This window comes from Brevibacillus borstelensis (assembly GCF_003710865.1).
Taxonomy (GTDB): domain Bacteria; phylum Bacillota; class Bacilli; order Brevibacillales; family Brevibacillaceae; genus Brevibacillus; species Brevibacillus borstelensis.
The window spans coordinates 189,596-214,438 of record NZ_RHHO01000012.1 but is presented as its reverse complement, the minus strand read 5'-3'; the positions used below and the strand labels follow the sequence as shown (position 1 = coordinate 214,438).

Below are 24,843 nucleotides of genomic sequence, written 5' to 3'. Positions count from 1 at the left end.
GATGAAAAACTGGAAAAAACTCATGATGGCAAGTACTGTAGCCGCTGCTTTGCTTGCGACAGGCACAGTCGGCAATGCTTCGGCGATGAGCTCTGTCGCGGCGGCCAATCAAAATGCTGTATACGCGAAAAATACCGATCTGAAACAGGAAAATAAAAAGTTTGAGTCCCGCCTCGATGCGATCATTAAGCGGGGGTACATCCTCATCGGCACACCGGGTGACTACAAACCTTTCACATATTTGAATCCGAAGACTGGCGAGTTTGAAGGTTACGATATCGACGCCATGAAAGAGTTTGCGAAAAGTCTGGGCGTAGAAGCCCGCTTCGTCCAAACCTCCTGGCCGACATTGATGGATGACCTTTTGGCTGACAAATTCGATATCGCTGTTGGCGGCGTTACCCGCAATACCGAAAGACAGAAAAAGGCCCACATGAGCGAAGGCTACATCCAATTCGGAAAGGCTCCGCTGATCCGCAAAGAGGATAAAGACAAGTACAAAACCGTTGAAGACATCAACAAGCCGACTGTCCGCATTGGCGTGAATCCAGGCGGAACCAACGAAAAATTTGTTCGCGAGCACCTGACAAACGCGAAGGTGACAGTAGTGGAAAACAACCTCGACATTCCGGGCCTCGTAGCCAATGGCACTTATGATGTGATGATTACGGACACGCTGGAAGCCATGGTTTACCAAAAGGCAGACCCGCGCTTGTATGCGGCTTTGACTGACAATCCTTTCACCAAAAGCGAAAAAGCGTACATGATCCACCGCGGAGATTTTATCTTTGCCAGCTATCTGGATGTATGGATGGATGAAATGAAGCTGCAAGGCAAATTTGATGAGCTGTACAAAAAGTGGCTCCAATAGCCAAATATTGCTATAGTGGAAATATCGCTGCGTGTAGGCACGCAGCGATGTTTGCTAATTGACGAAAATGATGGTATGATATTATCTATGTTAAAAAGACATGAATACCCGGGAACGATTTTGCGGCCTCTCATGAGGTTTCAAGCGGAAACGGTTTTGAGGTTTTCTTGCTTTTTATCAATTGTTTACATGAGGAGGCCACAATCGTGATCGGAAAAGTAAAATGGTTTAATGCAGAAAAGGGCTTTGGTTTCATTGAGCGTGAAGATGGTGACGACGTATTCGTTCACTTCTCCGCGATCCAAGGAAATGGTTTCAAAAGCCTGGAAGAAGGACAAAACGTTGAATTTGACATCGTGGAAGGCAATCGCGGTCCACAAGCTGCAAACGTAAACAAACTGTAAATCCTTCTGATATAGACGCGAAAAGAGGGCTTATTCCATCAACAGGAATACAGCCCTCTTTTTCGGTCATTTTAAGTGGTAGGACATTTAGATTTAAGCAAAGGAGATTGACGCGCATTGGCAACATTTTATGATTTTGGGCTCCATCATCTGGTAGCCCGCGCCCTGAGTGACATGGGGTTTGAAGAGGCGACACCGATTCAGGCGGAGACGATCCCCACCGTCCTGCAGGGACAGGATTTAATCGGGCAGGCACAAACCGGTACAGGGAAAACCGCTGCTTTCGGCATCCCGCTCGTGGAAAGAGTGGATAGCGAAAAGGAACAGATCCAGGCGGTAGTCCTCACTCCCACCCGGGAACTGGCTGTTCAGGTAGCTGAAGAACTGAACAAGATTGCCCAGCACAAAAAAGTGACTGCTCTGCCGATCTACGGCGGACAGGATATCCAGCGCCAGATCAGGGCATTGAAAAAGCGCCCTGAAATTATCGTTGCTACTCCGGGCCGGTTCATGGACCATATGAACCGCAAGACGATTCGTCTGCACGGTGTGGAAATGGTCGTACTGGATGAAGCGGATGAAATGCTCAACATGGGCTTTGTCGACGACATCAAGGCTATCTTGCAAGAGATGCCGGAAGAGCGGCAAACCCTGCTGTTCTCGGCGACGATGCCGCGCCCGATCCAGGAAATTGCCCGCAATTTCATGAAAAACCCTGTTACCATTTCGATCAAGGCGAAGGAATTGACCGTTCCCAATATCCAGCAGCAGTATATGGAAGTGCCGGAGAAGCAGAAATTTGATGTTCTGTGCCGTCTCCTGGACATCCATTCGCCTGAGCTGGCGATTATCTTCGGACGGACCAAACGCCGCGTAGACGAGCTGGCAGAGGCTCTGAACAAGCGCGGATACGGTGCGGAAGGCATCCACGGCGACTTGAATCAGGCAAAACGCGACAGCGTGCTTCGCAAGTTCAAGGAAGGCACGATCGAAGTGCTGGTCGCTACCGATGTGGCCGCTCGCGGATTGGATATCAGCGGGGTTACCCACGTGTACAACTTTGACATTCCGCAGGATTCAGAGAGCTATGTCCACCGCATCGGCAGAACCGGGCGTGCGGGTAAAACAGGCTTGGCGATTACGCTGGTCACTCCGAGAGAAACAGACCACCTGCGTTATATCGAGAAGGCTACCAACCGCAAGATGGAAAGAAAGCCTGTTCCGACGCTTGCCGAAGCGATCGAGGGACAACAGCGTCTGACAGTGGACAAACTGATGGAGACGACAGGCAGCGGCGAGCTGAGCATGTACAAGTCGCTGGCTGAGCAGCTTTTGGATGAGGTCGATTCCGTAACGTTGGTAGCCGCTGCATTGAAGCTGCTTACCAAGGAACCCGACACCACTCCTGTCCGTTTGACAGAGGAAGCCCCTCTGCGCGTAGGCAAGAGAAAAATGATGGATCAGTCCAGAGGCAGAGGCCCTCGTACCGGAGCCAAGCGGAGCGGCGGAGGCGGAGGCGGCTTCTCGCGAGCGGGGCATGGAAAAGGAAGACCGGCCCAACACAACAGGAACAGAAGAGACTGGGATCGGGATCGCGACCGTGACCGCAATAGAGACTAGAGCAGCGCCAGAGCAACCTCTGCGCCGACTCTAGGCCACAAAAAGAGCCGCCAAGCGCTGATGCCGGGCGGCTTTGATTATTTGATCCGGAATGTGCAGGAGCTCTACACCCAGCCTCTTGCTCTCATCGCCTCTGCGATGCGTTTGAGAGAGATCATGTAAGCGGCTGTGCGGAAATCCGTTTTGTACTCCTGCGCGATTGAACGAACGGCCCAGTACGACTGGGTCATGACGTCGCGCAGCTTCTGGTTTACTTCGGCTTCGCTCCAGTAGTAATTCATCAGGTTTTGCACCCACTCAAAGTACGAGACGGTCACGCCGCCTGCATTGGCGAGAATGTCGGGGATGACCAAGACGCCGTTTTGGTGCAGCACTTTGTCTGCTTCGGGCGTAGTCGGGCCGTTGGCCGCTTCGGCGATGATGCGCGCTTTGACTTTATGGGCATTTTTCAATGTGATCACGTTTTCCAGCGCAGCGGGGACCAAAATGTCTACATCCAGCTCCAACAGCTCCTCTGGCTGCTGGAGGTGGAAACGGGCGTCGTAATCCAAAATGGTGGACGAATCCTTCAATTTCTCCACCTGGGCCAGATCCAGCCCGGCCGGGTCGTAGAGAGCGCCTTTGGAGTCGCTGACAGCTACGATCTTGCAGCCGAGCCCGGACAGCAGGTCAGCCGCGATGCGCCCTGCATTGCCAAAGCCCTGGATGGCGACGGTCGCTCCCTGCAGCGATTTGCCCATATCCTTCATCGCTTCTTCGATGGTGTATACACAGCCGCGTGCGGTGGCCTCACTGCGTCCTTTCGATCCGCCGATGATCAGGGGCTTGCCGGTAATGACGCCGGGGCTGTAAGAACCTTTGATCCGGCTGTACGTATCCATCATCCACCCCATAATTTGCGGGTTCGTATAAACGTCCGGGGCCGGGATGTCTTTTTCCGGACCGACGATGTCCGCGATCGCTTCCATAAAGCCGCGGCTGATCCGTTCGATTTCCGCTTTGCTGAACTCGTGGGGATCGCAAATAACACCGCCTTTGCCGCCGCCGTAGGGCAGGCTGACGACGCCGCATTTGAACGTCATCCACATCGACAGCGCCTTTACCTCATCCAGGGTCACATCCGGGTGAAAGCGGATGCCCCCTTTTGTCGGTCCGATCGCATCGTTGTGTTGGGAGCGAAAGCCTTCGAATACGCGGATACTGCCGTCGTCGAGCTTGACCGGGAAAGAAACGTACAATACCCGTTTCGGTTTTTTCAGTATTTCTACCACGCCGCGCTCCAATCCGAGCAGGGATGCTGCAGTTTCAATTTGGGTCTGCACAATTTCATACGGATTGAGGACTTCACCCGCCGATTGTTGAACCTCCTGGAAAATCGCCATAGTTCTCTCCCTCTTTTTTCTCTATTTTTAAATAATTTTAAATAGAGCAGTAATAGTAATCAGAACAATTTAAAAAAAGATGAACGGAATACAAAAGTATTTTATCTGTAAGGATTAATCGAAACAATATAGAATATAGATGAGATTAATGCCGAAATGAGATGAATAAAAATAGAGAGGGGGAGAACGGTGGAACTGAGGCAGATTCAGTATTTTATCGAGGTAGCCAAACGGGAGCATGTGACGGAAGCTTCCCATGCCCTCCATATCGCGCAATCGGCGGTCAGCAGGCAGATCGTCAATCTGGAGGCAGAATTGGGCGTCAATCTGTTTATCCGCGATGGACGCAACGTACGGCTGACCCCGATCGGAAAAGTGTTTCTGGAGCATATGGAGCAGGCGATGAAGGTGATTGACAAAGCCAAACGGGAGATCGAGGAATTTTTGGACCCGGAGCGCGGGACGATCCGCATCGGATTTCCCAGCAGCTTGGCGGCCTACACATTGCCCACCGTCATTTCCGCTTTTCGCGAACAGCATCCGCATGTGCAGTTTCACCTGCGCCAGGGATCGTACCGGCAATTGATCGATGCGGTGATCAAGGGAGAAATCGATCTGGCTCTCCTTGGACCGGTTCCCAAGGATGAAAAGCAGGTGATTGGCCATACGCTGTTTTTGGAGAAGATCGTGGCGCTGCTTCCTTCCCACCATCGATTGGCAGGGGAGGCTAGGCTGCAGCTCAGTCAGCTTCGCGAGGAAGGGTTCGTCTTGTTCCCGGAGGGGTTCATTTTGCGAGAGCTGGTCGTACAGGCGTGCGGTCAGCTCGGCTTTCGGCCGACCATCTCGTTTGAAGGGGAGGACATTGACGCGATCAAAGGGCTGGTGGCGGCCGGACTGGGGGTCACGCTGCTGCCTGAAATCACGCTGACAGACAATCGGCCCCGCAGCACCGTCATGATCCCGGTGACGGAGCCGACCGTTACCCGCACCGTGGGCGTCATTATCCCGGCTGACCGGGAGCTGCCGCCCACGGAGAAATTGTTCTGTGACTTTCTCAAGCAGTTCTTCAGCGTTTTAGAGGGATTTGATAGTTAGCCGCCGTTTTCTTGCGACGGAAAAAATACGCCGTCAGCAAATACGTCCATATCCAGCAGATCGCAATCAGCGCGAGCTTGTCCAAAAGCGGCGCCGTCTTGCTCAAAATAACGACGGTCATTCCGGCGGTCATCAGCCCGAGCATGGCCAGGCAAAGCCGGAAAGCTGCCCGCTGCCGCTCTTCCGATGCGATCGGCAAAAGCCGGATGGACGGAGGATGCACGATGGTGCGGATATGCTGTGTTACCTGTTTTCCGGCAGCAGCGAGGCCAAGCAGGCAAAGCGCGTACAGCAAAAGAGGCGCTTTTGCCCATGCGATCAGGGCGAGCGTCAAGAATGCCAAACGCAGATAAATCGCAAATGTCTCTCCGGTCCGAATGACGTGGCGGACGAGCACATAGAGATACGCATCGCCCTTGTCTCCGGTCAACCGATCAAAAAGGCGGATGGCCCACGTTCTGGGGCGCACCTTTTTCCGCTTGTGGGGGACATCGATAAACATATTCAGGATGGTGTAGTACAGGTCGATACGCTTGTTTTCCTTTTCGATCAGGAAAAGCCACGGCAGGTGGTATCGAGCGGCCTTGCTCATCGCCATGGCGGTCAGGATCACCATGAGCACAAGCGCAGCGGCCGCGTACACCCTATTGCTTGTCCAGAAGCCGTACAGAAACAGGGCGGCAATCCCCCATATGGCGACAAGGAGCAGAAAAGAATCGCGCTCCAGTCGCACGTGCCGCCAGTACAGGTCGCTGCACCACATTTTCAGCAGGATGAGGCTGCCGGCGAGCAGCACCCATGAGCCCGGAGACAAGGCTGTCCTTTTATACACCGGATAGACGATCACGGCCAAAAGCAGCATGCCGGCAGCTTGCACCAGCAGACTGTAGACAAACGCGGACCGCAAATAGTGTTTCATCGGGTAAGGAGAAGGCGCCAGCATGGCCAGATCGGCTTTTCGCAAAAAAGTGCGAACGGAGGACGGAGCCACAAACACAGCGGTCAACAGGCAGGCGGCCAACTGGGTCCAGAAGGTGCCGGTCAGGGACTCGGCAACCCTCATGTACAGGAAAGCGGCCAGAAAATAAAGCACCACCAGGCCGAGCGAGTTGCTTCCGGCTACTGCTCTCTTGGCGTACCTCTGCCCTGTTTGCCAGGCGGCCTGCAGCCTTGTCGCGTAGAGTGGATCAAACGCCATGGCACATCACCCCCGCACCGCAGCCAAAAACAACTGTTCAAGCGTAGCATCCGGCAGCCCCGCCTGCTGGCGCATCTGCTCAAGCGTGCCGTGAAGCGACATATTCCCGCCGTGGACGATGACGAAGCGGTCCACATACGTCTCCGCAAGGCTCAGCACATGTGTCGACAGCAAGATCGCCGTCCCTTCCTGCTTGATTTCTGTAAGCTGGTTCAGCAGTGTCTCGGTTGCAAGCGGGTCCAGGCCGACGAACGGCTCATCCACGACAAGGACATCCGGCTTTACGAGAAAGGCGCAGAGGATCATCACCTTTTGCCGCATGCCTTTGGAAAAGGAGCCGGGAAAATGATGCGCCCTTTTGTCCAGTCTGAATAGCTCCAGCAGCCGTTTGGCCCGTTCCTGAAACTGCTGTTCCTCTAGCCCGTACGCTTTTGCCATGAACTGCAGATGCTCCCACAGAGTCAGCTCTTCGTACAATTCCGGCATTTCCGGTACATAGGCGAGCAGCGGCTGATCTGTGGAGAAGGCGATCGTCCCGGAAGACGGCTGCAAAAACCCGAGGACGTGCTTCAAAATGGTGCTTTTCCCTGCTCCGTTCAAGCCGATCAGTCCGACGATTTCACCGGATTGGACGGAAAAGGAAATATCGTGAATGGCGGGCTTTCCCGTCGAGTAGCCCCCTGTGACTCTCTCCAATGTAAGCATTTGGTTTCACCTCAAAGGCCGTGCTTTTTTCCAATATACGGATAAGGCCCTCTTTATCATATCACGAATGCGGGGGACAAGCAGAATGCCAAAAGAAGGAGGGGATTGCATATGGCAGCCTCTGAATCCGAACAGATTTCGGACAAGGAAGACAGAATCGTAAAGATAGGACTGGTCGGAGCCGGAAATATCGGCCAGACGCATTTGAACGCCTACCGGCAAGTCAGGAGCGCCCGGGTGGTGGCAATCGCGGGGCGCAATCGGGAAAGAGGGGAGCAGATGGCTGAAGAATACGCCTGCCGTTATTATCCTGCTCTGGAGGCTATGCTGGAGCAGGAGGAGATCGACATCATCGACATTTGCCTGCCTACGGATTTGCATGAACAGCATGTCGTACAGGCTGCCCGGGCCGGCAAGCATATCTTGTGTGAAAAGCCGATCACTCTCACGCCCGCTGCGGCTGAACGGATGCTGGAGGAGGTCCGGCAGGCAAATGTACTCTTTATGGTCGCGCAGGTATTGCGCTTTTGGCCGGAGTACGTCGCGATCAAGCAGTGGATCGATGCGGGGCGGCTCGGTCGGCCAGAGATGATCTATGCCCAGCGGCTTTCGCAGCCGCCTGACTGGAGTTCGTGGTTTCAGGACCCGGCGAAGAGCGGCGGGGCTTTATTTGACCTGCATCTGCACGATATCGACTTTTTGATCCACCTGCTGGGGCCGGTCGCTTCGGTATACGCTGTCGGCAAGCAAAGCGAAAATGGAGCCTGGAATCACGTGGTGACCAATCTCGTGTTTGCAAGCGGAAGCAAGGCAGTCGTCGAAGGCTCGCACCTGATGGGGAAGGACTTCCCGTTTTCCGTCGCGATGAGGGTGAATGGACCAGTGGGAACGCTCGACTTTTCCTATACGTCTGACAGAGCTTCCGGGAAAAAACAGAGCCATTTTTTCTGGTATGGCGAGGGGAGCAGACAGCCTGTTGCAATCGAGCCGGGTGACCCCTTTGTCAATCAGCTGCAGTACTTCGTGGACTGTGTCAAAACCGGGGAAAGACCCCAGGTTGTCACTCCCGAGGAGAGTGTTCAGGTTCTCCGGGTCATGACGGCGATCCAGCGGTCGCTGGAGACGGGGGAAGTGCAGCGGATAGACTGGATGCGGTGATTTGGGACGATAAGCAAGAAAAGGGATTTGGAGGAATAAAGGCGCGGGCCGGAGACAAACTATGTGCGTAACAAGCCGTGGAAAGGGGGTAGGAAACATGAAGAAGACGACGACCAGAAGGATGTTGGGCGTGTTGGGGTTGTGCTGCATGATTGCTTTGGCAGGCCAACCAGCTTTCGCGGCGAATGACTCCGGTCGTGTGGACCAGCCTGCCAACCTGGCTCCGGCGCGGCAGCTTATCACCGTAGAGCAGGCCAAGACAATCGCATTGCAGCAGGTAAAGGGACGAGTCGTCCATGTAGAGCTGGAAACGGAAGATGGCGTGCCCGTCTATGAGGTCATCGTGATCAACGAGCAAAATCAGCCGTATGAAGTGGAAATCGATGCGGTGACAGGGAAAGTGCGCAAGGTCGAAAGAGAAGACGTGTGATCGAAAAAGACGGCTTAGGCGAGGGGTTCGCAGCAAGCCGTCTTTTCCGTTTTTGCTCTAAAGCTGCGCCAGGACGTGCCCGCTGATTGCCATCAAGTCACCATGCTCCTTTAGGCGACATCCACATCTACACGAGTACAAACGTCAACACGGAAAGCAAAACGGACGTAATCGCCATGGCGATGAGCGGGCGGGATGCTTTGGTCCGCAGATCGCGCAGGTTGACATTGAGGCCGAGGCCGACCATGGCCATCGTCAAAACAAAAGTAGTGAGGCTGGCGATTCCGCTGCTGAAACCGTAGGAAACGGGAATCTGCTTGCCCAGTACATAGCTGCCAAAGACACTCATGGCGATAAAGCCAATCAGGAACCAGGGAAACTCGATCTTGGCGTTTCCATCTGCTTTGCCTGTCCGCTTCATCCAGTACATGAGGATGAAACAGAGCGGAACGAGCAGGAGAACGCGGCCCAACTTCGCCAAAAGCCCGATCGCCAGACCGTCCTGTCCGGCTGGAGCCGCTGCGAGTGCGACGTGTGCGATTTCATGCAGGCTGACCCCTGACCAGGTGCCGTATTCGATTGGCGACAAAGGCAGAATCGGCCTCAGGATGGTGTAGGTGATAGCGAAAATGGTACCGACGAGTGCGATAATTCCTACACCAATCGCCGTATCCTCGTCCTTAGCCTTGATGATGGGGGACACCGCTGCAATGGCTGCCGCTCCGCATACACCGGTACCCACTCCAAGCATGAGCGACAACGAGGTGTCCGCTTTCAGCCATTTGGCGATCAGCAGGGTCAGGAAGATGGAAAAGACGATAACGCCCGCATCGTATACGAGCAACCCCAAGCCATCCGACATGACGACATCGATATTCAGCTTCAGTCCGTACAAAATGATGGCGAGACGCAGCAGCCGTTTGGCGGAAAATTGGATACCGGGCCGGATCGCTTCGGGGTATCCCCAGATTTGGCGGTAAGCTACCGCGATCAGGATGGCGCATGCCAGTTGGCCCACGCGGTCAAAGCCGGGAACCTGTGCAAGGCCGTATCCGAGCAGGGCCACGATAAAGGTAAAACCCACTCCCGCCAGCCACAGCCAGGCTGCCGGCGCTTTTTTTGCCGCGCCGGGCCTGCCTTTTGCCAAAGCGGCTTCGTCATCCGTGGGCATGCTGTTTTTCAATTGAGTAGACATTGCATCATCTCCGTTACTTTTTTGCAGAAGGAAAAGACAATGGCCCTCGTGCCGCACTCTCCAAAAGAGAGGCTTCCTCCGAACTGTTTTACAACCAACTCCAGCATACGGCAAACCGGTGAATAAGAAAAATAAATCATTATGATAATGATGATAAGCAAAATAGTATAATGGGGCCAAGACACACGAAAACGGGTGGGGGGCAGAATGGATCAGCAGTTGCTTGTTTTTGTAACAGTGGCGGAAAAAGAAAGCTTTTCCCGCGCGGCCGAGCAGCTTCACATGACACAGCCGGCAGTCAGCCAGCATATTCAAGCGCTGGAACGCGAATTCGGCACTCGCTTGCTGGAGCGAAGCAACAAATATGTACGCCTGAACAAAGCGGGAGAGATCGTGTATCACCATGCCAAGGAGATTCTCGGACTTCACACGCGCATGCGCGATCTGGTGGACGATCTGATGAATACGCCAAGCGGCAATTTGATCATCGGTGCGAGCTATACGTTTGGCGAGTATGTGCTTCCCCACGTGGTTGCCCGCCTGCGCGACCGGTACCCCAAAATCAAGCCGACGATCACGATCCACAATACAAAAGAGATTGTCGATCTTATTGCCAGACGACAGCTGGATGCGGGCATCGTGGAAGGAGAGTGTCGGCATGAAAAGCTGAGCATTGAGCCGTTTGCCGACGACGAAATGCAGATCATCGTCTCGTCCAGCCACAGGCTGGCCAAAAAAGTAAAGGTGACGGTAGAGGAGCTGGAGGAAGAAACGTGGATCGTGCGGGAAGAGGGCTCAGGGACGAGGGAAGCCGCCGAAAAAATGTTTGCCAGACTCGGTCTGTCTCCGGCAAACCTGATGGAATTTGGCAGCACGCAGATCATCAAGGAATCGGTAGAGGCGGGAACGGGCGTCAGCTTGCTTTCCTCCTGGGCGATTCGCAAAGAGCTTACCTTGGGGTCGCTGAGCACCGTAAAGCTATCTGAAACGCCGATCATGCGGAAATTTTCCCTGGTGACGCAAGCGAATCCGTTTCGGACGAAAGCACTCGATATTTTTCTCGATTTGCTGCGGAAAAATGATGTGCTCCCCGATTCTCTGGAGCGGAAGTGATCAGTGTTCCTTCTCCTGCGGTTTGAGTAAGGCGTTATTTTGGGGCAAAAAAAGACCGCTGCTCTCTGAAAAGGCAAACGGTCTGTAAAGCCGTTACGTACGGAAATCACAGGAAAAACGGAAGAAAACGCTTGCATTTTCGGGTGGGCTATAATAAAGTGAAAACACGGGGAGTAAACAGAATTTCCCCACTTCTTTCTTTTTTATGACAAGTGAACAATCAAAGGCAAAGGTGCCAAGAACACGAGGGTTACACCCATGTGTTTCGGCACCTTTTTTGCGTTTTTTGGCAAAGGGTTGGTGCCTTTACCGGAAAGGAGCGTGACTGGCATTGGAAAAACCGATCAGAGCAACGCCACTGGCCGTACGGATGATCCCCAATGTGGATCCCCGGCTGGCCGAGAAGCTGAATGTGGCTCCCCACATCCGAAGCTTGGGGCTGCTTACCTCAACGATCGATGATGTAGGCTACACAGCCATTGATGAAGCGACAAAGAAAGCGGCAGTGGAAGTGGTCTATGCCCGTTCGTTTTACGCGGGTTCGGCCCACGCCTCGGGTCCGTTGTCGGGTGAGTTTATCGGAGTGATCGGAGGCGCTACTCCCTCCGAAGTGGAAAGCGGCCTCGATGCGGCGATTGCTTTCATGGCGAACGGGGCTTGCTTTTATTCGCTCAATGAGGAAGGAACGCACGCATACTACGCTCACGTCGTATCGCGGACAGGAAGCTATCTGTCCCAGGTGGCGGGTATTCCCGAGGGCGAACCGCTGGCCTATCTGATCGCCCCTCCCCTCGAAGCCATGTACGGCATCGACGCCGCACTCAAGGCGGCGGATGTGGAGCTCAAGCAATTCTTTGGCCCGCCTACAGAAACCAACTTCGGGGGAGCGCTCCTGACCGGCAGCCAGTCGGCGTGCAGCGCTGCGGCAGAGGCATTTGCCGAAGCGGTGCGAAGTGTCGCTGCAACGCCAGTAAAACGATAAGCGGGAGGAAACGTAAATGCGTGCTCATGCATATGCGCTCGGCATGATCGAGACGCTGGGCTTTCCGGCACTAGTCGCTGCCGCAGATGCCGCGGCCAAAGCGGCAGATGTCCAGGTAGTAACTTATGAAGGAGCAGATGCCGGAATCGTCACCGTCTACGTCATCGGCGATGTCTCGTCGGTGCAGGCCGCAGTCGACGCGGGTTCGGACGCAGCAAAGCGGGTTGGACGCCTGCTGCATTCCCACGTCATACCGCGCCCGGACGAGTCTGTGCCCCAGATGATCAAAAAGATGTTTAGTCAAAAGGAATCCGCTCCGCAGGCTGCTGCCCAGGAGCAATCGGCTGCAGAAAAGGCGGCGGTCGACAATACCGAAGCTGCAGAGCTTGACGCCATGTCGATCAACGATCTGAGAAAGCTGGCCCGCTCGTATGCGGAATTCCCGCTTTCCCAGCAAGAGATCAACACGGCGAAAAAAGAAGACCTGATTCGCCATCTGGAAGCCAAGCGGAAAGATGGAGGTGAAGACAAATGATGCTGGATGCTGATTTGTACTCGGTGCAGGAAGTAAGGACTTTCCTCGCCAAAGCCAAAGAAGCGCAGGCCAAGCTGGAGAGCTTCAGCCAGGAACAGGTGGATGCCATCGTTGCGGCGATGTCCAAGGCGGGCGAGGAAGCTGCTGAGCGATTGGCTGCGATGGCTGTGGAGGAGACCGGCTTTGGGAATGTGCCGGACAAACGGATGAAAAACCTGTTTGCCGCACAGCGCGTCTACGAAGCGATCAAGGACCGCAAAACGGTAGGGATCATTCGCAAGGACGAGGAGAACAAGGTCTGGGAGGTAGCGCAGCCCGTAGGGATTGTAGCGGGAATCGTTCCTTCCACAAACCCGACCTCGACGGTGATCTTCAAGTCGATGATCGCGCTCAAAGCGCGCAATGCGATCATCTTCAGCCCGCATCCGTCTGCGGCAAAATGCACGCTGGAAGCGGCAAGGCTGATGGCCGAGGCAGCTGTACGCGCAGGGGCCCCAGAAGGGCTGATCCACTGCATTACCAAACCGACTCTGCAGGCGACGAATGAATTGATCAAGCACAAGCTGACTGACGTCATTCTGGCTACAGGCGGAACGGCGATGGTAAAAGCGGCTTACAGCTCGGGCAAGCCCGCCTTTGGCGTCGGACCGGGAAACGTGCCGGTCTACATTCACCACACGGCAGACGTGGCTGCAGCAGCGAAGCATATCGTACAAAGCAAAACGTTTGACTACGGCACGATCTGCGCCTCCGAGCAGGCACTGGTCGTAGACGAGTCGATCAAGCGGCAGGTCATTGCCGCACTGCAGCGGGAAGGCGCCTATTTCCTCAATGAACAGGAAAAAGAAAGAGTGGCCGCTGTCATTATGATCAACGGCTCGCTCAACGCCAAGGTCGTGGGCCGCTCCCCGCAAGCCATCGCAGAGCTGGCGGGAATCTCCATTCCGACGGGCACCCGCGTGCTGATCGGAGAAGAAACACAGGTGGGCAAGGCGTTCCCGCTGTCGGTGGAAAAGCTCTCTCCGATCCTCGGATTTTATACGGTCCTGGACTGGAAAGAAGGGGCGAAGCGCTGCCGGGAGCTGCTGGATTTGGGCGGACTCGGCCATACGCTGGGGATTCACGCCCAAGATGAAGCCGTCATCACGGCATTTGGCCTCGCCCAGCCGGCATCGCGGATCGCGGTCAATACCGGCACCACCTTTGGCGGCATCGGCGCGACGACCGGAATCCAGCCGTCGCTGACGCTCGGATGCGGTTCGTTTGGGAACAACATCACGTCCGACAACATCGGGCCGCAGCATTTGCTCAACGTCAAGCGCGTCGCCTTTGGCATCCGCGAGATGCCCCCGTCCCAGCCAGTAGCGGCAACTGCCGCGACGGAAGCAGCGGCTCTTGAGGCGGTATCGTCTCTCAACGTCGGCCTCAGCCGGGATGAGATCAAAGACATCATCAAGTCGGTGCTGGCGGAAATGACCGCAAAGGCATAAGCGAAGTTAACAAAATCAATATCCATATAAATCCAAAGACAATATCCAAGGAGGAATAGAAAATGGCAGGAGAAATGGCAGCATTGGGCATGGTGGAAACAAAAGGTCTGGTAGGTGCAGTGGAAGCTGCAGACGCAATGGTAAAAGCAGCGAACGTGAAGCTCATCGGCAAGGTGCATGTCGGCGGCGGTCTGGTAACCGTTATGGTCCGCGGCGATGTAGGCGCAGTAAAGGCATCCACTGACGCAGGCGCAGCAGCAGCAGAAAAAGTAGGCGAACTCGTATCCGTTCACGTCATCCCGCGTCCGCACGGCGACATTGAACTGATTCTGCCGAAGCTCGAAGGGTAATGCCGTATGGCGGTCATTACAGAAACATCCTTGCGAGCTATGCATAAAAGCGGTATTCCCAACCCCTTTCTCCTGGAGAAAGGGGACAAATTAACCCCGGCAGCGGCCGATTTTTTAAAGGGAAGAGGGATTGAAGTGAAATCGTCTGAAGAACATCTGCAGCCTGCCGTCCAAAGTCAGCCGGAACGATATATCCCGGTCGGTGTATCCAACCGGCACGTGCATTTGTCGCCGGAAGATGTGGAGGCACTCTTTGGTCCCGGTTATCAGCTGACCCCTCTTCGCGAGCTGTCGCAGCCTGGCCAGTTTGCCTGCCAGGAAACGGTCACGATCGTCGGCCCCAAAGGCTCCATTCACGGCGTCCGCATCCTGGGACCGGCCCGTGGCGCGACCCAGGTGGAAATCTCCCGCACGGATGGTTTTCAATTGGGCGTTCACGCACCTGTAAGGATGTCAGGCGACATCGAAGGGACACCCGGCCTGGTGCTGGTGACGGCCAAGGGCTCGCGGATTCTGGAAAAAGGCGTGATCGTAGCCAAGCGGCATGTGCACATGTCCGAAGCCGAGGCGCAGGAGTATCAGGTACAGGATGGCGACACGCTGATTCTGGAGACGACCGGCGAGCGTCCCATCATCTATCCGGATGTGGTGGTTCGCGTGAATCCGCGCTTTGCGCTTGATTTTCACGTCGATCTGGACGAAGGCAACGCAGCCAACCTGAAAACGGGCGACCGGGTCAAGGTCATCGGCAAGAACGGCCAGCTCTACACCCGTCAAGGGAGGTAATACACCATGGATATCAGGGAAATGGTGGCATCCATCACCAAGGAAATCCTGCAATCGATGAACCAAGAGAAGAAGCCGCCAGCTCCGCGCGTCCTGTACGTCTTTTGCGACAGCCAGGCGCACGAAGCGTTTGCGGATCATTTTATTCAGTTGAAAAATCACGGCATTTGCCACGATATTCTCTTCCTGGACGGCGAGACGTCAAGCTGGCTGGGCATGCACAAGATCGAGTGCGGCGGAGCCGGAAAGATTTTGACGGCGGATGAATACGCGCCGATCCCGCTTGAAGTCCCCAAGGAATACGCGGGGATTGTCATTCCGGAAATTGATTTGGACAACGCCGCCCGCGTGGCGAACGGTCTGAAGGGAACGATCAAGGCCGAGCTGGTTTTCTCGGCGCTGGTGACGGGCAAGTTCGTGCTGGTCGGCTCCGATGTTCCCGGTATCAAGCGGGCGGACCGCCGTACGCTGGCTACGCTCACATTGCCGCCTGCGTACGAAAAGCTGTTTCACCGCCACGTGCAGGAGATGAAGGAGCTCGGTGTGGAGTTTGCCGAACAAAAGCGGCTGGCCGACAGAGTCATCGCCAAGCTGAACGCAGGAAAGAAAAAAGAGGAAGCGGCCCCGGGGCAGCCAGTACTGACAGCGTTGGACGAGACCGAAGCGGTATTTTCGGGACGCTTGCTGACGGCTGACTGGATTCGCTCGCAGCCGCAGCTCCGCAATACCACGCTGTACGTCAAGCAGGGATCGATTGTTTCTCCCCTGGCTTACGACAGTCTGAGAGAACGCGGGGTAACAGTCTCCTATCTGGGAAAAGGGTGATCGCATGTTTTTGGGAAAAGTGATCGGCAGCGTATGGGCCACCCAAAAAGAAAGCGGGATGGAAAATCTGAAGCTGATGGTCGTTCAGCCTGTTGATTGGAACGGGCGGGAAAACGGCCAAACCGTGATTGCCGCAGACCGGATCGGAGCAGGAATCGGCGAGCAGGTGATTGTCTCCAGAGGCACGCCTGCCCGCATCCTGTTTGGCTCCAACAGCGTACCGATCGATGCCGCTATCGTGGGCATCGTCGATTCGTTTGAGGTGCCGGGAGCGACCGAAGGGGAGGGATAGGGTATGGAACAGGAACGTTCACGCGTCATACAGGAATTTGTGCCGGGGAAACAGGTAACGCTGGCCCACGTGATCGCCAATCCAGACAAAATGCTGTACACCAAGCTCGGTATCAACGAAGCGGGTGCCATCGGCATTTTGACCCTCACTCCGACGGAGACCGCGATCATCGCGGCCGACATCGCCACCAAGGCAGCCAATGTGGAGCTCGGCTTTCTCGACCGCTTTACCGGCTCGCTGATCGTCGTCGGCGACGTCTCTGCGGTGGAAATGGCGGTAGACGCCGTCAATCGCGTACTGAGCGAAAAACTGCGCTTTACCCCTGCGCTGGTGACGAAGTCATGAAAAAGCGGGTCATGATCATCGGTGCGATCGAGGCGGGCAAGTCTTCTCTGGTCAAAGCGCTGTTCAACGACGAGCAGCCTGCCAGGAAAACGCAAGCATTGGAGTTTCGCGACTGGCTGATCGACACGCCTGGTGAGTACAGCGAAAATCCGATGTACTACCGGACGCTGATGGCGACGTCTCTGGAAGCGGGAGCAATCCTGATGGTACAGGACGCGACGCGTGAGCGAAACTACTTTCCGCCGGGTTTTTCATCCGGTTTTCCTCAGCCGTGCATCGGCGTCATCACGAAAATCGACCATCCCGCTGCCAACGTGGCCCGGGCGGAAGCGTTTCTCCGTCAATCCATCGGAAATGCCGTCATTTTTCCCACTTCCGCCTATACGAAGGAAGGCATTCCCGAGCTGATGGAGCATTTGAAAAGCTTGGAAACTCGCTAGTTTTCCTTTTCGTCCGAGTTGTTATGTGAGAAAATTTAATTGATTTCATCGAATTATGGGTATTATCGGACGGTAAAGAGGGATCAGATGCAAACCTTACGAGAGCTTTGCCAATCACAAACAACGCTGCGCGAAGAGGATATTCGGGTTTTGGAGGATTTGGCTGACAAGCTGCAAATTTTCTCGGACTTGTACCAAGCGGACATGTTTATCGACTGTTTGACGGCAGATCGAAGTTCCGCGCTGGTAGTGGCCGAAGCATCTCCCCGTACGGCCAAATCGCTGTACAAAGGATCGGTCGTCGGACAATTGGCCACCGCAATCAATGAGCCGGCTGTGATGTACTGCCTGACTACTGGCAAACCGGTCATCGGCTCGCGAGGAGTTTCCCAGGAGCAGGTCGTGATGAGACAGAGCGTCACCCCGATCTGCAATGCCCAGGGAGAGACGATCGGGACGCTCATTACCGAACAGGATATCTCTGAGCAAGTGGAGCAGGAGCGGAGCGTCGAGCTTTTGAGAGAGACTACGGAGCATCTCAGCGAAACGCTGATGCAGTTTGCTGAACCGGAGATGCCGATCTCCTCGCTTTTGCACGAGGGGATGATCCTGTTTGATTACCAGGGAAATATTTCCTACGCCAACCGGCGGGCGCATGAGCTGCTGGCTTCCATCGGGTATCCCCAGCCGGAAAAAGGGGAGAGCGTCGAGCGCATCTTTTCCTGGCTGCTTTCTCCGGAAAGCTTCGTCAGGAGCGGCGGCTTTATCCAGAAAGAGCTGTCGCGAGGAAAAACCTTTCTGTTGCTGAAAGCGGTTTCGGTTGCCCGCAAGCCAGACGACAGGGGAGGGATTGTACTCCTGCGAGACATATCCGACATCCGCGAAAAAGAAAAGCAGCTGATGATCAAATCGGCTGTGATCAAAGAAATTCACCATCGGGTGAAAAACAACCTGCAGACGATATCCAGTCTGCTGCGGCTGCAAATGCGCCGCTCGCAATCGCAAGAAATTGAAAAAGTATACCGGGAGAGCATCAACCGGATCAACAGCATTGCCATCATTCATGAATATCTGGCCCAGGATGGGCTGGAGCAAATCGATTTCAAAGACATTTTGACCAAAATATCGAAAATAATCGTCTCTTCCATGAGGCGTTCAGAGCAGAGTATACAAGTAACGATTGCGGGTGAATCCGTATGTTTGCCGTCCAGCAAGGCGACCTCCTTCGCCCTGATCGTGACGGAGCTGATACAGAACTGCATGATCCACGGCTTTCGGGATCGGCAGGAAGGAACCATCACTGTCTCGCTTGTTCCCAAGGACGATTTTGTCAGCCTGTCCGTAACCGATGACGGTGTCGGCATGGGCGATACAGAACAACTGTTGAAAAAAGGGCATCTGGGGTTGAAGATCGTGGACACTCTGGTCAAGGAAGACCTGGAGGGAACGATTCATTTCAGGAACACGGGCAATGGAACAGAGGTAACGATCCTCTATCCGCTGCATAAGGGAGATGAACAGGATGACACAGCCGAAAATTATGGTGGTTGATGACGAACCGATTATCCGCATGGACTTGCGCGAGATGCTGGAGGCGGAAGGGTACCTCGTGGTGGCCGAAGCGAAAAACGGCGAAGAGGCCGTAGCCCAGGCTCACCGCCACAAGCCGGATTTGATCATTATGGACGTGAAAATGCCGGTCATGAACGGCATCAAGGCTAGCAACATCATTCGTTCCTTTTCTGATTGTTCCATTCTTCTTCTTACTGCGTACAGCCAGAGGGTGCTGGTGCAGGATGCCCGCAAGGCTGGCGTAACCGCCTATTTGGTAAAGCCGGTGTCAGAGGATGACCTGATCCCTGCCGTCGAGATCGCTTTGAGCCAGAAAGAAAAGGTAGTCTCTCTGAAAAAGGACATCAAGGATATTCAGCAAAAGATGGAGGACCGCAAGAAGATCGAGAAGGCAAAAGGGCTGATCATGACCCAACACGCCTTGGAAGAGGATGTCGCCTACAAATGGATGCAGAAAGTCAGCATGCAACGGCGCATGCCCCTGGTGAAGCTGGCGGAAGAAATTCTCGCAGGAGAACAGGTGTATTCTGCTTCCGTGTAGAAGAAACAGGGATGGATGGAGACGGTACGATCTCCGAACTTCTGCACCAGAAATATCCGCAAATGAATAGAAAAGCAATGGCGCTTTGACAATCGGCCGGTTCCATATTCGATCCGGCGGTTTTCAGGCGCCTTTTTGTTTTTGTTTGGAATGCCACTGCTTCAAGGAGGTTCATGATGGATGAACAATGGATCCAAAGCGTGGGTATAGATGTGGGGACGAGCACGACGAAGATGATCGTCAGCCGGCTGCGGCTCGGGAGGATGTCGAGTACATTCTCCCTTCCGCGTTATCAAATCGTGGAACGCCAGTTGCTGTATGCGAGCAAGGTTCACACGACTCCCCTGCACGGCTTTGACGAGATCGACGCGGACGCGATTGGAGCGATTTTGCAAAAGGAATACGAGCAGGCACAAATCAGCCTCGGCGACATCAAGTCGGGTGCCGTCATCATCACCGGAGAAACGGCCAGCAAGAAAAACGCGCAGCATATCTTGCACTTGCTCGCGGAAAGATCGGGTGATTTCGTGGTGGCGACGGCAGGGGCCGATCTGGAAGGCGTGCTCGCGGGGAAAGGCTCGGGCGCGGAAAGGCGTTCGGTCGCCATCCAGGGAACGATTGTCAACGTCGACATCGGGGGAGGCACGGCGAATGCCGCTTGCTTTCACCGGGGGAAGGCGATCGCGACGGTGACGTTTCACGTAGGCGGACGCTTGCTGCGTCTCGGCCCGCAAGGAGAGGTGCAATACGTCTCTCCAAACATCCAGGCGTGGCTGAATGCCAAGGGCCTGTCAATTACCGTCGGAGAAGTGCTGACGTACGAGCGGATCAAGGACTTTTCCATACAGATGGCCAGAGGCATGCTCGACTATTTGAGCGGGCGGGAACGACAAGTTTCCGGTCTGCTTGTGCTGGGCCAGCCTTTGAAGGAAAACGTGTCAGTCGACGAGCTCTCGATCTCTGGCGGAGTCGGACAGCTGATGTCGGCCCCCACACCGGAGACGATTTCCGATGTCAGCCGATACGGCGATTTCGGCCCGATGCTTGCCTGGGCCTTGCGGCAGGAGAGGGAAGCGGGGACGTATCCGATGCAGTGGATCGACCCGGAACAAACAGTTCGGGCTACGGTCATCGGGGCAGGCATGCAAAGCACGGAGATCAGCGGTTCGACGGTGCATATCAAGGCGGAGCTGCTGCCGATCCGGAATGTGCCGATCGTCAAGCTGGAATTGACCGAGGGGCATCTGGGCGACCCGCAGCAGCTTCGCCGGGAAGTTTCGGATGTGTACGACCTGGCTCTGCGCCTGTTTGAAAAGACGACGGGAAGCCCGTTTGCTCTTGCCATTTCCGGCATCACGTATTGCTCGTACTCCCTGCTGCAGACGATCGCAGAAGAGCTTTCGCAGCAATACAGGCAGAAATTCGCGGAGAGCCGGACCATGATCGTGGTGTGCGAGACGGATATGGCCAAGGCCTTGGGCCAGGCGCTGGCGCTCAGGTGCAAGGGCCAGCCGGAAATCATCTGCATCGATCAGGTGCGGGTCGAGTACGGGGATTACATCGACTTGGGAGAGCCGATCTCGGGAAGCATCATCCCGGTCATCGTCAAAACGCTGGCATTTGATGAAGCGCCGCAAAAAGGGGTGTAACAATGAATACGAAGACGACTGTTCTGGGGCAAACCTACCAGTTTCGCAATTTAAAAGAGATTTTCGCAAAAGCAAACGAGGAAAAATCGGGCGACCAGCTGGCGGGAATCGCCGCCCAGGACTCCCGGGAGCGGGTGGCGGCCAAGCAGGTGCTGGCTGATCTCACGTTGGCCGATATACGCAACAATCCGATGCTGCCGCCCGAGGAAGACGAAGTATCCCGGGTGATTGAGGAAGGCATCAATGAAAAAATTTATAGTGAAATTAAAAACTGGAGCGTTGCCGAACTGCGCGAATATATCCTGAGCCATCAGACGGGGGACAGCGAAATCAAGCGGATCAGCCGCGGACTGACGAGCGAAATGATCGCCGCGACCGCCAAGCTGATGTCCAATCTGGACCTGATCACGGCTGCGGCCAAGATCAAAAATATCACGCACTGCAATATCTCCATTGGTCAACCAGGCGTACTTGCTGCCCGGGTCCAGCCGAACCATCCCTCCGACAACGTGCAGGGAATCAAGGCCGCTTTGTATGAGGGTCTCAGCTACGGGATCGGCGATGCAGTGATCGGCATCAATCCGGTTATCGATACGTCCGACAGCGTGAAGGACATCCTGGAGATGACCAAGGATGTCATGACCAAATGGAGCATCCCGACACAAAACTGCGTATTGGCTCACGTCACGACGCAAATGCGGGCGATCCGCCAGGGGGCTCCGGCCGACCTGATGTTCCAGAGCCTGGCCGGATCGGAAAAGGGCAACCGGGCTTTCGGGATCGACGTCGCTTTGCTCGATGAAGCAGATGATCTGATGCGAAAAGAAGGCACGTCTACAGGTCCAAACTTCTGGTATTTCGAGACCGGGCAGGGCTCGGAGCTCTCCTCGGAGGCGCATTTTGACATCGACCAGGTGACGATGGAGGCCCGCTGCTACGGTTTGGCCCGGAAGTACAATCCGTTTATCGTAAATACGGTCGTTGGCTTCATCGGACCGGAATACCTCTACGACAGCAAGCAGGTGATCCGCGCCGGTCTGGAAGACCACTACATGGGCAAACTGCACGGCTTGCCGATGGGCTGCGACGTCTGCTATACGAACCATATGAAGGTAGACCAGAACGACATGGACAATCTCGGCATTCTGCTCGCGGCAGCCGGCGTCAACTTCGTGATCGGCGTGGCCATGGCCGACGACGTCATGCTCAACTACCAGTCGACCAGCTTTCACGATATCGCGGCTTTCCGCGAGGTGCTCGGTCTGCGGCCAGCCCCGGAATTTGAAAAGTGGCTGGAAAAAATGGGCATCATGGAAAATGGCAAGCTGACCCCGATTGCGGGCGATCCGACGATTTTTATGTAAGGAATGGAGGTGAGGACGGATGGAACGACAGCTAGACTTTTTAGTCGACAAGGTTCTTGAGCAATTGGAAAAGAAGCTGGGCGAGATGGGATCGGGCAGCGCGAAGTCGCAAGCTTCGGGGGCAAGTCATGCAGGGATTGCGGCGGCAGGAGAGCAAACGGCGGCTCAGGAAGCCAGCAACCGGCAAACGGCAAACCAGCCGACAGGAACAGAGGCGCTTGCGTCCGCTTCGGCAGCAGCAGCTTCCACAGCCTTTTCCCAAGCACATTCCGGTGAAGGTGCTGGACTCAATGCGTCAACAGAGCCTGAACGAATTTCTCAGGTGCCCAATCCGAAATACAGGGAAGGCATGCAGGAGCTTCTGGCCAGCACACCGGCCCGGATCGGGGTATGGAGAGCAGGCGTCAGGCCGTTGACCAAGACGATGCTCCAGCTGCGCCGCGACCATGCCGCTGCGGTGGATGCCGTATACGGAGAGGTAAGCGAGGAGACACTCAAGGAGTTTTCCTTGTTTACGGTGGAGACGAAATACGACAATACGGAAAACTACTTGAAGCGTCCCGACATGGGGCGGATCATCAATGACGAAGGCGTACGGCTGCTGGAGGAGCGCTGCCAGAAGAAGCCGCAGGTGCAAATCGTCGTCTCTGACGGCCTGAGCGCCAGCGCTGTCGACGCCAACCTGCGAGATGTGCTGCCGTCCCTCTACGATTCCCTGCAAAGCTACGGCCTTAGCTGGGGAACCCCTTTCTTTGTAAAGGGGGGACGTGTGGCCAGCATGGACCACATCGGGGAGATTTTGCAGCCAGAGGTATTGGTGATGCTGATCGGGGAACGTCCGGGACTGGTCACGGCCAACTCCATGAGCGCCTACATGTGCTATCGCCCGCGCAAAGGGATGGTCGAGTCCGAGCGCACCGTGATCTCCAACATTCATCGTCAGGGTACGTCTCCTGTAGAGGCGGGGGCTCATATCGGAACGATTTTGAGCAAGATGCTGGAGCAGAAGGCGAGCGGCGTGAAGCTGGTCTTGTAGTCGAAGGACGATGAACAGCGAGCAAAGAACAAAGAACAAAGAACAGTGAACTATAAACGAACAAACTACAAACTATAAGGCGTTAACGATCAACTCTAAACTATGAACAGGATTGGAGGAGGATTCAACATGACATTCAAAAGGAAAAAAATCGCTGTGATCGGCAGCGGTTTTACCGGGGCCACGACCGCGTTTATTTTGGCGCAAAAGGAACTCGGTGATATCGTATTGGTCGACATCCCTCAGTTGGAAAACCCGACAAAGGGAAAAGCGCTGGATATGATGGAATCTTCCCCTGTGCTAGGCTTTGATGCCGCGATTACCGGAACCTCCGACTACAAGGATATCGCCGGAGCGGATCTGGTCATCGTCACAGCGGGTATCGCCCGCAAACCGGGCATGTCCCGTGACGATCTGGTCAACACCAATGCGGCCATCATGCGCTCTGTAGCGGAACAAGTAAAGCAGCACGCGCCGCATTCGACCGTGATCATTTTGTCCAACCCGGTAGATGCGATGACCTATACCTTCTACAAAACATCCGGTTTCCCGAAAAACCGCGTTATCGGCCAGTCTGGCGTCCTTGATACCGCCCGCTTCCGCACCTTCGTGGCGATGGAGCTGAACGTGTCCGTAGAAGACGTCAGCGGATTCGTGCTTGGCGGACACGGAGACGATATGGTTCCGCTGCTCCGTTATTCCTACGCTGGCGGCATTCCACTCGACAAGCTGATCCCGGCCGACCGTCTGGAAGCTATCGTGGAAAGAACCCGCAAAGGCGGCGGCGAGATCGTCGCTCTGCTCGGCAACGGTTCGGCCTACTACGCTCCGGCTGCATCTATCGTCCAAATGGCGGAGGCGATTTTGAAAGACAAGAAGCGCATTCTCCCGTCGATTGCATATCTAGAGGGCGAATACGGCTACCATGACCTGTATCTCGGCGTGCCTACCCTGCTCGGCGGCAACGGCATTGAAAAAGTCATCGAGCTTGACCTGACAGCCGATGAAAAAGCGGCACTGGACAAGTCGGTTGCTTCCGTCCGCAATGTGATGGCTGCGCTGAATTAAAGCGAAGGGCTTGGACTTGGAGATTCTAAAGCGACTGCATGGTTAGTCGGTCTGCCCGTAAAGCGGCTGCAGTGGAGAGAAGCCTGTTTCCATTCTGCGCTCCGGTCTGCGTCCTGCAAGGGAGAGTGGACTGTCCGCTCCGCAATGATCCCGAGGGAATCGCAAAACGGCGCGCAGCTCCGAAGCGTAATCATAGGTTGCGATTCTGTTTCCTCGGGATCATCGCTCCGCTGGGCCGGACTCCGCTAGTCGCTCCGAATGGAAACAGGCTTCTCTGGCGAGCAGAACGGCTTCGACGGGCTTTGAAAAGCAGTGTCCCACCGAACCTGCAGCCGTTTTCTCCTTTTTCATCTCCTCCACCAAAGCCCGTCCAACCGAAACAAACAAAATAACGTTC

The 24,843-nt window shown here is 55.1% G+C and carries 26 protein-coding genes; 22 read left to right on the top strand and 4 right to left on the bottom strand.

Features of this window, described 5'->3' with window-relative positions:
- The first annotated feature begins 1 nt into the window (after position 1).
- From EDM54_RS07275 to cshA, 3 genes are all read left to right on the top strand, one after another.
- Positions 2-871: a transporter substrate-binding domain-containing protein gene (locus EDM54_RS07275; protein WP_024984496.1), complete on the top strand. Its 870-nt coding sequence runs from the start codon at positions 2-4 to the stop codon at positions 869-871.
- A 206-nt stretch (positions 872-1,077) separates the two neighbouring features.
- A complete protein-coding gene (gene cspD, locus EDM54_RS07270) occupies positions 1,078-1,275 on the top strand; it encodes a cold-shock protein CspD (RefSeq protein ID WP_003388620.1) in 198 nt (65 codons plus the stop codon).
- Positions 1,276-1,392: 117 nt separating this feature from the next.
- On the top strand, positions 1,393-2,895 hold the full coding sequence (cshA, locus tag EDM54_RS07265) for a degradosome RNA helicase CshA (RefSeq protein WP_003388618.1): 1,503 nt from the start codon (positions 1,393-1,395) through the stop codon (positions 2,893-2,895).
- A 104-nt stretch (positions 2,896-2,999) separates the two neighbouring features.
- Here the strand turns inward: cshA and EDM54_RS07260 are convergent, their stop codons facing one another.
- On the bottom strand, positions 3,000-4,277 hold the full coding sequence (locus EDM54_RS07260) for a Glu/Leu/Phe/Val family dehydrogenase (protein WP_003388616.1): 1,278 nt from the start codon (positions 4,275-4,277) through the stop codon (positions 3,000-3,002).
- Positions 4,278-4,466: 189 nt separating this feature from the next.
- On the opposite strand from EDM54_RS07260, the gene gltC reads away from it, so the two are divergent.
- On the top strand, positions 4,467-5,372 hold the full coding sequence (gene gltC, locus EDM54_RS07255) for a glutamate biosynthesis transcriptional regulator GltC (RefSeq protein ID WP_003388614.1): 906 nt from the start codon (positions 4,467-4,469) through the stop codon (positions 5,370-5,372).
- Here the strand turns inward: gltC and EDM54_RS07250 are convergent.
- Together EDM54_RS07250 and EDM54_RS07245 are read right to left on the bottom strand one after the other, a co-directional pair.
- A complete protein-coding gene (locus EDM54_RS07250) occupies positions 5,344-6,570 on the bottom strand; it encodes an ABC transporter permease (RefSeq protein WP_122957993.1) in 1,227 nt (408 codons plus the stop codon). The two genes, gltC and EDM54_RS07250, sit on opposite strands and share 29 nt — an antisense overlap.
- Positions 6,571-6,576: 6 nt before the next feature.
- The gene (locus EDM54_RS07245) at positions 6,577-7,275 is read right to left on the bottom strand and encodes an ABC transporter ATP-binding protein (protein WP_003388609.1); all 699 of its coding nucleotides are present in this window, start codon (positions 7,273-7,275) and stop codon (positions 6,577-6,579) included.
- A gap of 111 nt (positions 7,276-7,386) precedes the next feature.
- Here EDM54_RS07245 and EDM54_RS07240 point away from each other — a divergent pair, with 111 nt between their 5' ends.
- Together EDM54_RS07240 and EDM54_RS07235 are read left to right on the top strand one after the other, a co-directional pair.
- Positions 7,387-8,433, top strand: a complete 1,047-nt coding sequence (locus EDM54_RS07240; RefSeq protein ID WP_122957992.1) for a Gfo/Idh/MocA family protein — start codon at positions 7,387-7,389, stop codon at positions 8,431-8,433.
- Positions 8,434-8,530: 97 nt separating this feature from the next.
- Positions 8,531-8,863 carry a PepSY domain-containing protein gene (locus tag EDM54_RS07235; protein WP_122957991.1) on the top strand — a complete coding sequence of 111 codons (333 nt, stop codon included), beginning with the start codon at positions 8,531-8,533 and terminating at the stop codon, positions 8,861-8,863.
- Positions 8,864-8,990: 127 nt separating this feature from the next.
- Here the strand turns inward: EDM54_RS07235 and EDM54_RS07230 are convergent, their stop codons facing one another.
- Positions 8,991-10,058, bottom strand: coding sequence for a YeiH family protein (locus tag EDM54_RS07230; RefSeq protein WP_122957990.1), 1,068 nt, complete (start codon positions 10,056-10,058; stop codon positions 8,991-8,993).
- Positions 10,059-10,265: 207 nt separating this feature from the next.
- On the opposite strand from EDM54_RS07230, the gene EDM54_RS07225 reads away from it, so the two are divergent.
- The 16 genes from EDM54_RS07225 to mdh all read left to right on the top strand — a co-directional run bounded on the left by EDM54_RS07225 (position 10,266) and on the right by mdh (position 24,446).
- Complete coding sequence (locus tag EDM54_RS07225) at positions 10,266-11,171, top strand: LysR family transcriptional regulator (protein ID WP_039071560.1); 906 nt, start codon at positions 10,266-10,268, stop codon at positions 11,169-11,171.
- A gap of 331 nt (positions 11,172-11,502) precedes the next feature.
- On the top strand, positions 11,503-12,153 hold the full coding sequence (gene eutL / locus EDM54_RS07220) for an ethanolamine utilization microcompartment protein EutL (RefSeq protein ID WP_003388600.1): 651 nt from the start codon (positions 11,503-11,505) through the stop codon (positions 12,151-12,153).
- 16 nt (positions 12,154-12,169) lie between these two features.
- Entirely contained in the window at positions 12,170-12,688 is a 519-nt protein-coding gene (locus tag EDM54_RS27225) for a BMC domain-containing protein (RefSeq protein WP_003388599.1), read from the top strand.
- Positions 12,685-14,178 carry an acetaldehyde dehydrogenase (acetylating) gene (locus EDM54_RS07210; protein WP_122957989.1) on the top strand — a complete coding sequence of 498 codons (1,494 nt, stop codon included), beginning with the start codon at positions 12,685-12,687 and terminating at the stop codon, positions 14,176-14,178. Before EDM54_RS27225 ends, EDM54_RS07210 begins: the two co-directional genes overlap by 4 nt.
- Positions 14,179-14,240: 62 nt before the next feature.
- Positions 14,241-14,528: an ethanolamine utilization microcompartment protein EutM gene (gene eutM / locus EDM54_RS07205; protein ID WP_003388597.1), complete on the top strand. Its 288-nt coding sequence runs from the start codon at positions 14,241-14,243 to the stop codon at positions 14,526-14,528.
- Positions 14,529-14,534: 6 nt separating this feature from the next.
- Positions 14,535-15,314, top strand: coding sequence for a phosphate propanoyltransferase (gene pduL / locus EDM54_RS07200; RefSeq protein WP_003388596.1), 780 nt, complete (start codon positions 14,535-14,537; stop codon positions 15,312-15,314).
- 6 nt (positions 15,315-15,320) lie between these two features.
- Positions 15,321-16,139 (top strand): hypothetical protein, encoded by an 819-nt coding sequence (locus EDM54_RS07195; protein ID WP_031932529.1) that lies wholly within the window; start codon positions 15,321-15,323, stop codon positions 16,137-16,139.
- Positions 16,140-16,143: 4 nt separating this feature from the next.
- A complete protein-coding gene (locus tag EDM54_RS07190) occupies positions 16,144-16,431 on the top strand; it encodes a EutN/CcmL family microcompartment protein (RefSeq protein WP_003388594.1) in 288 nt (95 codons plus the stop codon).
- A 3-nt stretch (positions 16,432-16,434) separates the two neighbouring features.
- A complete protein-coding gene (gene eutS / locus EDM54_RS07185) occupies positions 16,435-16,776 on the top strand; it encodes an ethanolamine utilization microcompartment protein EutS (RefSeq protein WP_003388593.1) in 342 nt (113 codons plus the stop codon).
- Entirely contained in the window at positions 16,773-17,216 is a 444-nt protein-coding gene (locus EDM54_RS07180; RefSeq protein ID WP_003388592.1) for a EutP/PduV family microcompartment system protein, read from the top strand. Before eutS ends, EDM54_RS07180 begins: the two co-directional genes overlap by 4 nt.
- 87 nt (positions 17,217-17,303) lie before the next feature.
- Positions 17,304-18,767 carry a sensor histidine kinase gene (locus EDM54_RS07175; RefSeq protein WP_122957988.1) on the top strand — a complete coding sequence of 488 codons (1,464 nt, stop codon included), beginning with the start codon at positions 17,304-17,306 and terminating at the stop codon, positions 18,765-18,767.
- A complete protein-coding gene (locus tag EDM54_RS07170; RefSeq protein ID WP_122957987.1) occupies positions 18,739-19,329 on the top strand; it encodes an ANTAR domain-containing response regulator in 591 nt (196 codons plus the stop codon). Before EDM54_RS07175 ends, EDM54_RS07170 begins: the two co-directional genes overlap by 29 nt.
- A gap of 176 nt (positions 19,330-19,505) precedes the next feature.
- A complete protein-coding gene (locus EDM54_RS07165) occupies positions 19,506-20,978 on the top strand; it encodes an ethanolamine ammonia-lyase reactivating factor EutA (protein ID WP_003388587.1) in 1,473 nt (490 codons plus the stop codon).
- Between the two features lie 2 nt (positions 20,979-20,980).
- Complete coding sequence (locus EDM54_RS07160; protein WP_122957986.1) at positions 20,981-22,342, top strand: ethanolamine ammonia-lyase subunit EutB; 1,362 nt, start codon at positions 20,981-20,983, stop codon at positions 22,340-22,342.
- 19 nt (positions 22,343-22,361) lie between these two features.
- Positions 22,362-23,378 carry an ethanolamine ammonia-lyase subunit EutC gene (gene eutC, locus EDM54_RS07155; protein ID WP_024984490.1) on the top strand — a complete coding sequence of 339 codons (1,017 nt, stop codon included), beginning with the start codon at positions 22,362-22,364 and terminating at the stop codon, positions 23,376-23,378.
- Positions 23,379-23,507: 129 nt separating this feature from the next.
- Entirely contained in the window at positions 23,508-24,446 is a 939-nt protein-coding gene (gene mdh, locus EDM54_RS07150) for a malate dehydrogenase (protein ID WP_003388584.1), read from the top strand.
- Positions 24,447-24,843: the final 397 nt, after the last annotated feature.